We start from the raw sequence: 13,309 nt of genomic DNA, 5'->3' as shown, positions 1-13,309 counted from the left end.
CGCGCTCGGCGCGCCTCAGGTCCCGCCGCCGTCGTACTTCATGACCCATTCACGCTGTCTCTTTTTCGATATGAACAGTTGCAGGTGTTTGGGAATCACCCCCGCCGCCGTGCGCGCGAAATTGCTGAAGCGATAGGTTGTCGTCATGCCGACCTTGATGGGGAAGTGCAGCAGGTCGTACACGCCCTTGCGGTCCATCGCGCGGTCGAAGCGCAGGTAGATCGTGCCGATGTCCTTGGGCAGGTGCGCGTCGGACCCTGCCGTGACGTTCTTCTCGAACACCTCCGAGAGCATGTACGCCTTGAAGTTGCGGTGGTCGCGCATATGGCCGTTGATGACCTCGATCAGGTCCACATGGCGGAACATGTGCGGGTCGAAGAGCGCGGCCTTGCGTTCGCGCCCGTGGTTCACGTTTTTGTACGAAGGGCCGAACGGATGCGGAAGGCACACGAGCGCGCCGGACTCCTTGGCCGCGGGAATCAGGTGCGTGAACGACCGGTCGAGCTTGGTGAAGAACCGCGCGCGTTTGTAGGGCTCGACCTCCCGGCTGTAGAACCTCTCCAGCTTTGCCGGGTCTTCGAAGTAGGCCAGAAACTCCAGCTTCTCGCGCGAACCGACTTCGAGCGCGGGCACGCACAGGACCTCGCCCCGTTCGATCAGCCCCATGGCGCCGCGGATTTCGTTGTGATCGCACACGGCAATCCCAACGCCGGTTTCGCGGCAACGCTCGGTAATGGCGTCGAGCGTGCATTTGGGCGCGTCGGAAAAATTGGTGTGGATGTGCATGTCCACGGAAAGAGCCGTGGGACCGACGGGCGCATGGCGGCGTTCGACAAACGGCTCCGGAGGTTTTGGACCGGCGGGATGCGAGGAGTGTGGACACATGGCCGGACTCCGATCGCCGCGACGGCGGCACGCCTCACGCTTTCTTGCGCTCCACCAGGCGCGTCGAGACGTCGCCGTACGACACGACGTCGGAGACCTTGGCCGCCACGGGGACCAACTTGTCGTCGATCAGTACCTTGGCGAGCCCGGGTTTGAATCCGAAGATCTCCTGCTTGATCTCGACGAGGCCGAGTTTTTTCGCGCCGGGCACATCTCCGATCCACTTGGCTTCGTCGTCCCATTCCTTCTGATTCGCCACTCGGATCGTGTACGTCGAGACGTCCTTGTACGGGATGCCCTCGATTTTGATGACGTCGCCGGGATTCGCGGCGCCGTAAACGCCGGCGCGCAGGTTGTACGCGAATCCGACGAAGTCCTCGTAAAACACGCCGGTTGGGATCTTCTTGCGCTTGCGCGATTTGCGCTTGCCGTTGATCTCGATCGTCACGTACCAGTAGCCGCGCCGGTAGTCGAACTGCTGCAGCGACCGGTACTTGCGGTCGGGGCGTTCGGATTCGCGCGAAAACGACAGGGGAACGAGGCGTGTCTTGCCGCCGCCCGTGTCCATAATGCGCAGGCGCGTCTTCATCGTCTGGCGCTTCGTCTTCGACGCCCAGCTCACCATGCCCGTGGCCTTGGCCTCGAGCTCGGAAATGATCTCCTCGCCGATGCCCTGCTTGAGCGTCACCTCGACCGTCGCGGCTTTGATGAGGCCCATGAAGTTGACCACGTAAACGAGCTTCTCGCCGATGAACGGCCGGAAGCGTGCGTCGATCTGGTCCGGCGACACCGCGTGACGCAGCTTGAGCGTTTTGCCCTGCACTCCCCCCGCGTCGCCCGGGGTGGGTGATGGAGCGGGCGAGGGCGTCGGGTCCGCCGGGCGCACGCTCACGAAGGGTTGCAGGAACGAGGGCACGATCGTCGCGGCGAGCATCGTCGCCAGACCATCGCCCACCACGCGCCGACGACCGAACAGCGGACGGCGCACTTCGTTCTTCGGACTTTCGTCCATGAATACTCCCTTGCGGACCGTAAGGACCCATTATTGGCGCGGCCCAGGGAGTGTCAATCAGAATGCGGATGAGTTCAGGTTAGATGACGAAACGCGCTCCGCGCCGTCACGGTGATTTCGCGGCGACGTCGAGATCGACGCGCGTGGCCGACGAGGTCTCGATGGACTTGAGCAGGCGGGGCGCCTCGTCGCCGTACGGAAAGATCTTGATGGAGTGGCGCAGGAGTTCGGCGGCCTCGGTGAGTTTGCCCTCGCGGATGCGAATCTTGGCGAGCGCGTTGAATTTTTTGTGCTCGTGGTCGGGGCTCATCTCGATGGCTTTTTCCAGAAGGTCCTCGGCCTGGTCGATTTTGCCCGCGCGCAGATACACGAGACCGAGCCCTTCGTAGGGGCACGAATAGGTCTCGCCGCCGCTCGCCAGGGCCTCGTTGAAATACTTCTCGGCCTTGGAGTTGTCGCCGCGCGTGTAATGAATCACGCCAAGTTCCGCCAGGGCAAACGCGTTGCCCGGATCGACGCGCAGGACCTGCGCGTACGTCCGTTCCGCGTCATCCGCGCGTTTCAGACCGTTGAGCGCATTCGCCTTGCCGAGCAGCGCGAGAAGATGCCGGCGATCCTGCGAAAGGATTCACTCGTAATACGGCAGCGCTTTTTCGTGTTCGCGTTTGTTGCTGTTCGCCCACGCCCCGGCGAGGCACGCCATGTGGTAGAAAAACCGGTTCAGTTCGTTGGCTTCAAAGGGATCATAGGTCTCGATGTTCGAGAGTGCGCGGTGTTCGAACCACGTCCACGCCCTCGTCTGCCATGTGTAGGGTCCGGAGACGAGCTTTTCGACCAGCTCGAGTGCGTCGTCCTCGCGATGCTCGGCGATGGCCAGATGCGCGAGGCCGACGCGGGCGCCGTACGTGGCGTCGAACCGCCGGCTGAACGGTGGCCACGCCTCGTCATTCTGCCAAGTAAAGACGCGCTCCGCCTCGGCCGTGTCGCGAAGGGCCAGCGTAATGAATCCTCGCAGCACGCGGACATCCGGAAGATCGGGATTCGCGGCGAGGGCGCGTTCGGTCAGTTGTTGCGCGCGCTCGTAGTCCCCGTACTGATATGCGCGAATGGAGGCGTTGATCTGCGTTTGCCATTTGAGCGGCTGGTAATCCGCCGATTTGATGTAGGCGTCGTCCGATGCCCGGCGGTGGTCGGTCTTTGTGTAAAGCGCTCCCAGCGACTGGAACGGGCAACCCCAATAATTGGGATTCCCGTTAATCGCCACCCACTTTTCGTACTCGGTGGTCGCCGACTTCAGTTCGCGCTCGGCGTCTTTCCACTGGCCGAGGGCCTGATACGTCTTGCCGAGGAATTCCCTTGCGCGAAACAGGGCCAAGGCGTCGCGCTCGGGATCGAGCATCGTGAGCGCGATCTCGAATTCCTTAACCGCCGTTTCATAGTCCTGCTTTCCGTAAGCGCAGACGGCGATGTCGGAGTGGAGTGATCCGTCGCTGGGGTGCTGCTCGATGGCGCGGCGGAAATGGGGGATGGCTTCGTCGCAGCGGTCGATGCCGCCCTGGGCGAGGTTGCGCGCCAGTTCGGCGTGAATGTCCGCGTCGTCAGTAAACGTCTTGAGCGACTTTTCGAGCAGCTTGATCGCTTCGCGATTCCCCTTCAGGCGCGACTGCCCCTTGGGGTGAAAGTTGTGCTGCCCGGCCAGAAAGCGCGCCATGTCGATCACGCGTTGCGTGTTGGCGGGCTCCAGGTCGATCAGTCGTTGCAGGTAGGGCGCCGCTTCGGCGTAAGTGCCGAAATCCAGGTTGGCGTGTCCCTGGTCCATGAGATGTTTCGCCTGAAGCGCGAGTTCATTCGGATCGTCGGACACGACTCTCTGGGACCCAAGGGGAACCAACCCGTTTTCATCGACACCACATCCCGAGGCGGCGAACAGAATACACGCGCACGCCAACGGAATCCGCAGCCACCCGAACGACATCCCGTCGACACGACGGCACGAGCGCGACGCCAACCGCCGCGCGAGCCGGCGTGTCGCCGTTTCTGGATTGTAAATCGGCATGACTGAGAGTCAGTGTATGAGATCGACATCGTATAATTCAGTAATCGAGATTACAATTATGCCTCAAAGGGGAACTTTCCGGCTACGTGCGGCCAGCGTCGTCGAAATGACGGTCCGGGGCAACCCACGCTCACGGGGCGTGAGGAACGGACAATACTGGGCCGCAAAACCCCGGGGTCTGATCGAGCACCGCGAAGACGTTTCGCGCCATGACCGCGTGGCCCTTGCCGGTGCAGTGATCGTCGTCGAACAGGAAGTCGCCGATCGGCTCAAGACCCTGAAATGTGCTCAGATGATCGACAAATTCGAGGTCGTGCCGTTCGGCGACAGTGCGAAGCAGCCCGTTCGCCAGCGGGTAATCCATCGGGTAATTCCCGATCACGAGCCTCACATCCCGTTCGCGGCACAGCGCCACGATGGATTCCAGATCGTCCTCGATCCAGCGGCCGGCCTTCCGTTCCCAATCCTGCTGATTCCGGAAGATCTCGAGATAGTCGTGGTAGAACTTCAACTCGCGGATATCGGGGTGATCGTCACCGACCTGCTCCAGCGCACGCACGATGTCGTCCGCGGAGACCTCGCTCTGGAGCGGGAGCGCCTTGGCCAGAAGGTAGTAGTGATAGTAGTCGAAGGGGTCGGAATGTAGGGCGCCGAGGCAGAAACCGACGGCGAGGTCGGGCCGGCGCATCTGCACGGTCATCAACCGCTCGCAAAGGTCCAGCAGCGCGTAGGACCGGCAGTTCCCGCTGTAGTCGGAATCCGGAAACGACGATGCGGACCGATCGAGCCACCGGGAGGCGTCGTCGTAACGGCCGAGGTCCGCGGCGATCTGGATCATGGAGCACAGCGCCGCTTCCGTCTCGCGGTCGGTCCGTCCTCGGTTCAACACCTCTTCCCCGGCCGCCAGCGCGCGTACGCTCCCGAGCGCGAGGTGGTCGCGCCACATCCCCTCGATCGCCGGGCTCGACGAGCCTCCGCCGATTCGGCCCTCGCGCAGGTCGTCCATCAGGCGCTCGCCGGCTCGGGAGCGTGTGTAGAGCGGCATGGCCGTCGACATCAGTCGGTGCCCGACGCCATTGATCCACAGCGTTCGGAGCATCTTCACGGTCCGCAAATGGCCGAGCCGGCTTCGCGAAGCCGACACGGCGCTCGGATCGGCCCAGTATTGGTAATCCCACGGGCTGAAGAGATTCGCGGAACCCGTCAGTAGCAGGACGATGTCGGGCCGGTGCTTGTCCAGCATCGCGGGGAGGTTTCTGCGGATCGCGAGCGTGTTGGACTCGCACGCGCCCCCGTTGATGACGCGGAACGAACGCCCGGGGCATCGCTCCGACAGCTCGCGAAACAGATGTGATGGATAGGACTCGTCGCCGGGCGCACGCCCACCCCAGGTGAACGAATCACCCACAGCAAGGATGACCATCGGATCGGTTCCGTCGCCGGAGGTCACACTCGCGTGGATGGCGGTCGGCGAGGTGAAGATGATCCGATTGATGATCAGATTCGCGCCGCACAGCGCCAGTTCGACGAGCACGAAAAGAATCAACAGCGTCGCCAGACTGATGAGGAGCTTGTAACGCAGACCGACGTTTCGCGCCCGGCGACGTAGGTCCTCGTGGGTCTGGTTGATCGGCATGGCCGAACAATAGAGTCGAATGTTTTGCCGGGCAACCGACGTGCTGTGGCGCTGCCCGAAACACTACGAGGGATCAAGACGAGGGGGGGGCCGAGGGTCCGGCCACGATGTTTTTGAGCAGGCGAAGCGCCAGATCGTAGAGATTCCGACCGAGAACCGCGTCGAGCGCGTCGCAAAAACGATCGATCTCCTCGGCGGTGACGATGAGGGCGGGGTTGACGAACAGATTGTCCTCGCGCCCACCGGTGTAAATTAGGATGTCGTGACGTTTGAACAGTTCCGAGACGATCACCGCCGGTCCGAGGCCGAGTAGAAACTGGTCCGCGTGCGGTACCGCGGAAAGAAGCCGAGTGCCGAACAGCTCGGCGCTGGGCCGAAGCTCCAGAATCCCCATGAGACCCACGTTGCGGACCTGCCGGATCACTTTGGGATACCGGACATGCAACGCGCGCATCCGCTCGCCCAAACGCTCTCCCAGCCTGCGCGACCGCTCGACGAGTCCCTCGTCGGCGAGAATGTTCAGGGCTTCGACCGCCGTCGCGCATTCCTCGCCCATGCCGCCATAAGTGGACGTGTGGATCGTGCATCCGCGAAGGGACCCATAGGTCTTTTCGAAGATGTCCTCGCGGACGATATAACCGGCGATCGACGCCTTGCCGCCCCCCAGCGTCTTGGAGAACGTGACGATGTCCGGAATCAGGCCGGAGTGCTGGAAGCCGAACATCCGGCCGGTGCGTCCGAACCCCGTGAAGACCTCGTCCACAATCAACACGATTCCTTCGCGCCGGCACAACTCCCCGAGTTCGTCGAGGTAGCCGTCCGGCGGAGTCAGCACGAGGTCCCCCTTAATCGCCTCGATGATCATGGCCGCGATGTCGTGTCCCTCGGGCCCACGACGCTGCACGATCGCCGCCCTCACCGAGTCGATATTCCCGAACGGCACCTCGATCCCGCAGTCGGAAACGGGGAACAGTTCCCGGTAGCAGCCGCTCTTCGAACCCGACACCGCCAGCGTGCCGAGTGTTTTTCCGTGATAGCCCAGGTCGGTGTGGAGAATTTTCGTTCTCATCTTTGTTTTTCCTGCGCCTTGATACAAAAGGGCGATTTTCAACGCGCCCTCGTTGGCTTCCGCCCCGCTGTTGCAAAAGAACGAATACCGGAGTCGGCCGGGAAACAGCGTCGCGAGATTCCGCGCGAGCACGGCCTGATGGGGCGAAATGAAGGTCTTCCATAGCTCGAGGCGCAGCTCTTCGTTGTACCGGCGGCGAGCGGCCATGATGCGGGGATGGTTGTGGCCGAGGTTTAGGACGTTGAGCCCGCCCGAAAAATCGAGAATTCGTCGTCCGTCCGCGGTGTCGAGATGCATGCCCTGGGCGCGGACGACCCGGATCTGATCGAGGCCGAGAACGCGCAGAAACGTCCGGATGCCCGGGTTGACGAACCGCTGGTAAAGATCCGCGACCTGGGCCGGGGTGAGTCGATCGACCTCCTCGCTCGTGGTGAGCGGGCCGTCAGACGTCATGGATGTCCTCGTTGTGACTGTCGTGGATGTCTTCGTTATGATTGTTTCGAACACTGCATGTCGAGCACATCGGAATCGCGTCGATGTCGGCGCGAATCCTCCGACGCAACTGGCGAAAGCTCTCGCCGTTCCATGCGTCCCGGATTCCGCCCGACCCGTTCGCGCCGACCCGTCCCATGGGCCACTCCTGTCGAAGGTCGCTGACGCACGGCAGCACCAGCCCCGAGTAACGCACCAGCGCCTCCTCCCAGGGCAGGCGGCACGCACGGTCGCGCAGGACATCGGACATGTCGAGCCGAAACTCGGGATTTATCGGCAGGATCGCGTCGCCGATGCCCCGTCGGCCGTCGCGCAGTTCATCCAGATGGGAGATGTCGACGCGCTGGATGCTGAGGCGATCGACGCCGAGTCGTGCGGCGAGTTCCCGGATGTGGGGGATTTCGTGCTCGTTGTCTTTCATGACGATGAATTGCAGGTCGATCATGGGGAACGGCGTATGCAATCGACGGCGGACTTCCAGGAGATTCGTCAGATTCCCGAGGACCCGCTCGAAATGATCCACGCCGTGATTGCGTCGATAGCTTTCCGGCGTCGCCCCGTCGAGGGAGACGATGAGATAGTCGAGTCCCGACCGCACGAGCCGCTCGGCCTTTTCCGCGTTCAGCAGCGACAGCGTCGAACTGACGGCGACGATCAGGTGTCGCGCTTTGGCATACTCGATCATCCGAAAGATGTCGGGATTTTGCAGCGGAGCGCCGTAATGCCAGAGACGAACGGTCAGAAGGGACTCGCCGATTTCGTCGATCACGGACTGGTAGGTCTCGAACGGCAGCAGCTTATTTCCGTCGATCCGTCCGTCGTCGCGAAAGATTGCGGCGAATCGCTGGCACTTCAGGCAGAGCTGGTCGCAGGAGCCGGATGGCTCGACATGCAGGTGAATCGGTAATCCGCGCACGCGCTCGAGGCGCAGCCACCAGGAAATTTTCACCTTCAGGAAGTTGACGACGCGGCGCCAATTCATCGCCAGGCGGAAAAAGCGACTCCGAAAGAGAAGGAGTTCCCGCATTCGGTATTGTCGGCGCAGCAGATTCACGTCGGGTTTTCCTTCGATCGGGCGCGCCGGACCTCGCGCCGCGTGTCGTCGGGCGGCGGGAAATCGCGTTCTCGCGCATCGGGCCATTATCACGATTGAACTAAACGGGGAAAGCGCGCGGGAAACAAATCGGGCGATTCGACGAATCGAACCGCCGCCGCGAGTTCTCGGCCGGGCCCGTCCGCGTTGCACTCGCGGGGAGGCGTGCTTATAATTCTCTTCCTCGACGACTTGAGCCGCGCGGCGAGGAGCCGGCGCGGATTTTTTGGAGATTTTCGATGAGCAAGGCGAAGGTGGCGATTCTGCGGACATCGCCGCGCACGGTTCTGGAGGACTACCACCGGCTGATGAATCTGGCCGGTTATCAGGACGTGATCGCGAAGGACGCGGACACCGGTCTGAAGATCAACATCTCGTGGCACTTCTTCTACCCCAGCAGCTCGACGGTGCCGTGGCAGCTCGACGGCGTGATCCGCGCGATGAAGGCCGACGGGTACGACCCGAACCTGATCCACGGCTGTCACAACCGCACCGTCGTCATCGACGCGCACTTCGGCGAGCGCGAGAACAAGCAGCTCAACGTCGTCGAGGCGCACGGCCTGCGAAACGTGCACCTTTACGAAGGCGAGGAGTGGATCGACGTGCGCGAGGCCGTCGGCGATCTCGCGAAAAAATTCCTGTGCCTCAACGACGTCTATCCCAAGGGCTTCATGATCCCGAAGCGCTTCATCGGCGAGAACATCATCCACCTGCCGACCGTGAAGACGCACGTCTTCACCACGACGACCGGCGCGATGAAAAACGCCTTCGGCGGCCTGCTCAACGAGCACCGGCACTGGACGCACCCGGTCATCCACGAGACGCTCGTCGACCTGCTGATGATCCAGAAGAAGATCCACCGGGGAATCTTCGCGGTCATGGACGGCACCTTCGCGGGCGACGGCCCCGGACCGCGCTGCATGATTCCGCACGTCAAGAACGTGATCCTCGCTTCGGCGGATCAAACGGCGATCGACGCGACGGCCGCGCGGCTGATGGGCTTCGACCCGATGGGTATCAAGTTCATCAAGCTCTCGCACGACGCGGGCCTGGGCGTCGGCGATCCGCGCGAGATCGAAATCGTGGGCGACGCGGACGCGGGAGCGGAAAACTGGCAGTTCGAAGGGCCGATGAAGAACATCACCTTCGCGGCGAAGATGCAGCACAAGATCTACTGGGGCGGGCTCAAGGACGCCATCGAGTGGTCGCTCAAGACGTGGGCCGCGCCGTGGGCGTATCTCGCCAGCGTGCTGTACCACGACCTGTACTGGTATCCGCGCTTCGGCCAGATGCGCGTGTACAACGTTCTCCAGTCGGACTGGGGCCGGCTCTTCCACAACTGGGAGAAGCTGAAGTCCGATGAGAAGGGTTGGACCGAGGTCGGCGCAGCGCCGCCGGGGCTGTTGCGCACGACCGGGCAATTGCTCAAGATCGGGGCGCGGCTGCTCAAGGACACGATCATGCAGGCGCCCGAGGTGCTCGCGCGTCGGCGGCGGCGCGTGGTGCCCGGACCCCGGTGAGACACGAGAAGATTCCGCCCGTGACTTGTTGAGGCATGACGATGACGCGATCAAAGCTGCTGATGATGCGATCGAATCTGATGTGGTGGGCGAGCTTGCTGGCATTGGTCGCCGCGTCGGCGGCGATGGCCTTGGCCTGCGGCGGCGGTGACGACGATGATGACGACGATGACGGCGGCGACACCGGAGGCAAAGGCATCTGCTCGTTCAAGAGCTGCGTCGTGACCTGCACCTACGAACCGCTGGAACCCGAATACAACGAGCCGGTGACGATCCCCCACGAAGTCGGCGACGGCGAGATCGTGGCCTCCGAGGGCAACTGCACCCGCGACGATCTCTACAAGGTCTTCCAGGGCCACATTTGGGAGGGCGACTACACGAACGCCTGCCCGGATCTGGATGAAGGTTTCGAGAGCGTGGACCCGGGAACGGGCATCGACTTCGAGTGTGAAAGCGTCGATTTCGAGGCGGTCGAGTAGGCGCGCGGCACCCTAATAATCGGACGTGTCCACTCGACGGCGTAGCTCCGCATCCGAAAACATCTCGTCCGCCGCCTCGAACAGGTTGGGGGCCGGCGTGGCGGCGCTCCGGACGATTGGGCCGAAGCGCGCGAGATCCATCACCCACATCGCGTAGAGCATCTGAAAAAACCGCGCGCGCTGCATGCCGCACATCGCGAGCACCTCGGGCGCGGTGCGATGGTTGTCCACGCAGGCGAGGATGCGAATCGCCGGCGGGGGCAATCCGCGCGGCCGCTCGGGGATGCCGACCAGCGACCGTTTCAGCCGATTGCGCTTGCTGAAAATCATGCCGAGCCGGTCGCGCGAATAGTGACGGCGCACGCCCTCGAAGATGAGCGGGCCGACGGGCAACGCGAGAGCCACGTCGGGCTTCTTCTCCTTTTTCGAGGCGCGAAACGCGTATTCGCCGCGCCGCCACTCCCACGCGAAGAGCGAGAGCACGAGGTCCTCGCCGACCTGCGCCCACATCTCCCACGCGTCGGCCGGCGCGAGGAATCCTCGCCGCGCCAGCTCCGCCGGCAACGCGCTCGGTGACTTCGCCGCGGCCGCGATCACCGCCCACGCATCTTCAGCCATCCGACGTGGTTCCACCAGTCGCCCGCGCATCCCTTCGGCGAGACCCGTGGTGGCGCGAAGCCCTACGACGTTGCCCTCGCGTATCGACAACTCGACGCGCTCGTCATCCCGCGTAATCGTCGCCACCCCCGCGCGCCCGCCCTGCGCGATCTCGTGGAGCACGCGAGCGAGGGGCGTCGCCGAGAATGTTCCCGCGAGCGACTGCGTCCGCTGGGGAGCGGTCTGCGTCTCGTCGCCCGCGTCGTCTTCCTCCGCGTAGAACTCCGCGGGCCGCGCGAGCCAGGACTCGACGCGCTTGCGCAGCTCAGACGCGCTCGCGGGCCAGCGGATCCAGTCTTGCGGACCCTTGCCGCCGTCGGCGCGGTCGGCGTAGTGCTCGGCCTGCCGCGGCGACGCAAGGCACAACACCGGCGCGCGGAACTCGGGAAGCTGCCGCCGGAGTTTGTCGCAGAACTCGACCGCCGTGCCGTCGGCGAGCGTGAAGTCGGCGAGGATGAGATCGGGGGATTCGTGCTCGGCAATCTCGAGACCGGCGCGGATGGAGTGCACCACCGTCGCCAGATGTCCGGCGGGCGCAATCGTCGTTTTCAAGCGCTCGGCGATGTCCTCATCGCCCGCGAGAATCAGAATCTGTTTCATCACGACCGACGTTCCGCGCAAGAGGCGCGGGAGGTTCGCGTTGCGATCGGGCCGAGATTTACGTGGGGCGCTGATCCGCCATCGTCAGAACATCGAAGATGTCCTCGAGTTCCGCGACGGTCCGGCGCGACCGTTCGGCCTCGTCCTGCGTGCGCATCACGGGGAGCGTCGTCCCGCAGTTCACGCACTCCAGCGCCATCAGATCACATTGCCGGGAACGGATAAAGACCGAGGGGCCGACGCAAACCGGGCAGCAGCCCGAAAGCAGGGACATGTGGCCTCCCGTGCGGATGATGGGCGGATACTACAGGATGTATTGGGGCGGATCAACCACCACTATTTGCGGTAGTTTCGAGCGGCCCTCACCCCTGCCCCTCTCCCGCCATGACGGGAGAGGGGTGGCGTGCGCAGCGAGCCGGGGTGAGGGTTCCAAACCTCACTCCACCGCGCCCGCCAGGTGCGTCGCCAGCACCGCCAGCGCGTCGCGGTCGATCATCGGCCGCGCGAGATCGGGCACCTCCACGAACGGCGCGTCGATGCGTGCGCGGGCCCGGTGCACGTACTGTTCGGCGAGTTGCCGCCGGGCGAGGTGGTGATTCGCCGCGGCCAGCAGTCGCGCCGAGCCGCCGGGCAGCTTCGCGTCGAGAATCGCCCGCGTCTTTTTGTCGCTCTCCAGTTTCGTCAAGGACGTCGCCAGCTCGGCGTCGATCAGCGCGGGCGGCATCATGTTCACGAACACGTATCCGAACGGCATGAGCAGCGTTTCGCGCGCCGCGCGGTAGATCTCCCCCGCCTCGTTCATCGGCATCTCCTCGGGCAGGGTCACGACATTGAGCAGCGTGCGCGCCGGGTCGAGGAGCATCTTGTGCACTTCCTGCGTCTGATAGCGAATCGGACCGTAGCGGAACGTGTCGAGGATGATCTGCGGCACCTTGAGAAAGCTGATGCCGTGGCCCGTCGCGGGCGCGTCGATGACGAGAAAATCCCATTCGGGCCGCCGCGCGTCGCGCGCGTTGCGGTCGTTTTGCAGCTTCCAGATCTTGCCGAGCGTGATGAGCTCGCGCCAGCCCGGCGCGGCCTGCGTGAGATAGCGGATCACGTCGGTTTCGAGAAACTTTCGCGCCGCCCACTCCACCTTCATATTCAGCGTCAGGTATTCCTTGAGCGCGAGATAAGGGTCGAGACGCAGCGCGAAAAGGCCGTCCTCGATGCGTGCGATTTCGTAAACCGGCAGCGGTTTTTTGAAGATCTGGCAGAGGTTTTCGGTGACGCCGACCTCGACCAGCAGCGTGCGCAGCCCGCGCTCGCGCGCCGCCACCGCGAGCGCCGACGCGATGGTCGTCTTGCCGACCCCGCCCTTGCCCGTGATGAAAACGACCCGCCGCGCAAAAAGAGGCTTGTGCATGGGGCGCTCACATTAGGCAGACGCGCCGCGCGAGACAAGGGGAACGGCGTGATTGCCCGCGCCTTCGTTTGCGGCACTGACATCTCAACACGCGCATGGACATCGCAACACGCGCGAGATCCGTCTGTCGGTCCATCCGTCCGTGCCTCAAACGGAGTCCCGAGGGCATCCGAGGGACGAAAGTGCGTGGGCGTTCGCCCCCGTTACAGGCTCGCGCGTTTGGCCGAGATGATCGCGGGATTCTTCTTGAGCGCGGCGATGACCTCGTCGGGCACCGGGGGCCTGCGTCTGATTTCCGGGTTTATGCGCATCGGGATTCCCAATAATCCTCGAAACGGCTGGAGAGCATGTTACAGCGCAGGGCGATGATGGCGTTGGCGCCTCGGAGGGACCATTCCATACCGG

At 63.5% G+C, this 13,309-nt stretch carries 12 protein-coding genes; 2 read left to right on the top strand and 10 right to left on the bottom strand.

Annotated features, from left to right (window positions below):
* Positions 1-15: 15 nt before the first annotated feature.
* The 7 genes from IT350_04375 to IT350_04345 form a co-directional block, all read right to left on the bottom strand.
* Positions 16-885, bottom strand: coding sequence for a PHP domain-containing protein (locus IT350_04375; GenBank protein ID MCC6157265.1), 870 nt, complete (start codon positions 883-885; stop codon positions 16-18).
* Positions 886-919: 34 nt separating this feature from the next.
* The gene (locus IT350_04370; GenBank protein MCC6157264.1) at positions 920-1,897 is read right to left on the bottom strand and encodes a DUF3108 domain-containing protein; all 978 of its coding nucleotides are present in this window, start codon (positions 1,895-1,897) and stop codon (positions 920-922) included.
* A 106-nt stretch (positions 1,898-2,003) separates the two neighbouring features.
* Complete coding sequence (locus IT350_04365; GenBank protein ID MCC6157263.1) at positions 2,004-2,375, bottom strand: tetratricopeptide repeat protein; 372 nt, start codon at positions 2,373-2,375, stop codon at positions 2,004-2,006.
* A gap of 150 nt (positions 2,376-2,525) precedes the next feature.
* Positions 2,526-3,716, bottom strand: a complete 1,191-nt coding sequence (locus IT350_04360; protein MCC6157262.1) for a tetratricopeptide repeat protein — start codon at positions 3,714-3,716, stop codon at positions 2,526-2,528.
* 367 nt (positions 3,717-4,083) lie between these two features.
* The gene (locus tag IT350_04355; protein ID MCC6157261.1) at positions 4,084-5,589 is read right to left on the bottom strand and encodes a hypothetical protein; all 1,506 of its coding nucleotides are present in this window, start codon (positions 5,587-5,589) and stop codon (positions 4,084-4,086) included.
* Positions 5,590-5,662: 73 nt separating this feature from the next.
* Positions 5,663-7,111: an aspartate aminotransferase family protein gene (locus IT350_04350; protein ID MCC6157260.1), complete on the bottom strand. Its 1,449-nt coding sequence runs from the start codon at positions 7,109-7,111 to the stop codon at positions 5,663-5,665.
* The gene (locus IT350_04345; GenBank protein MCC6157259.1) at positions 7,101-8,204 is read right to left on the bottom strand and encodes an SPASM domain-containing protein; all 1,104 of its coding nucleotides are present in this window, start codon (positions 8,202-8,204) and stop codon (positions 7,101-7,103) included. Before IT350_04345 ends, IT350_04350 begins: the two co-directional genes overlap by 11 nt.
* A gap of 278 nt (positions 8,205-8,482) precedes the next feature.
* Between IT350_04345 and IT350_04340 the strand changes: the two genes are divergently transcribed.
* On the top strand, positions 8,483-9,763 hold the full coding sequence (locus tag IT350_04340) for a DUF362 domain-containing protein (GenBank protein MCC6157258.1): 1,281 nt from the start codon (positions 8,483-8,485) through the stop codon (positions 9,761-9,763).
* A 41-nt stretch (positions 9,764-9,804) separates the two neighbouring features.
* Positions 9,805-10,242 (top strand): hypothetical protein, encoded by a 438-nt coding sequence (locus IT350_04335; GenBank protein ID MCC6157257.1) that lies wholly within the window; start codon positions 9,805-9,807, stop codon positions 10,240-10,242.
* Between the two features lie 12 nt (positions 10,243-10,254).
* Here the strand turns inward: IT350_04335 and IT350_04330 are convergent, their stop codons facing one another.
* From IT350_04330 to IT350_04320, 3 genes are all read right to left on the bottom strand, one after another.
* Positions 10,255-11,499 carry a DUF4388 domain-containing protein gene (locus IT350_04330; GenBank protein MCC6157256.1) on the bottom strand — a complete coding sequence of 415 codons (1,245 nt, stop codon included), beginning with the start codon at positions 11,497-11,499 and terminating at the stop codon, positions 10,255-10,257.
* A 58-nt stretch (positions 11,500-11,557) separates the two neighbouring features.
* On the bottom strand, positions 11,558-11,773 hold the full coding sequence (locus tag IT350_04325; protein ID MCC6157255.1) for a hypothetical protein: 216 nt from the start codon (positions 11,771-11,773) through the stop codon (positions 11,558-11,560).
* A gap of 162 nt (positions 11,774-11,935) precedes the next feature.
* Positions 11,936-12,904, bottom strand: coding sequence for an ArsA family ATPase (locus IT350_04320; GenBank protein ID MCC6157254.1), 969 nt, complete (start codon positions 12,902-12,904; stop codon positions 11,936-11,938).
* Between the last annotated feature and the right edge of the window lie 405 nt (positions 12,905-13,309).

The sequence above is a fragment of the Deltaproteobacteria bacterium genome (assembly GCA_020845895.1).
In the GTDB taxonomy this organism is placed as follows: domain Bacteria; phylum Lernaellota; class Lernaellaia; order JACKCT01; family JACKCT01; genus JADLEX01.
Note: the sequence above shows the minus strand (reverse complement) of the source record. Positions and strands in the feature narration are given on the sequence as shown.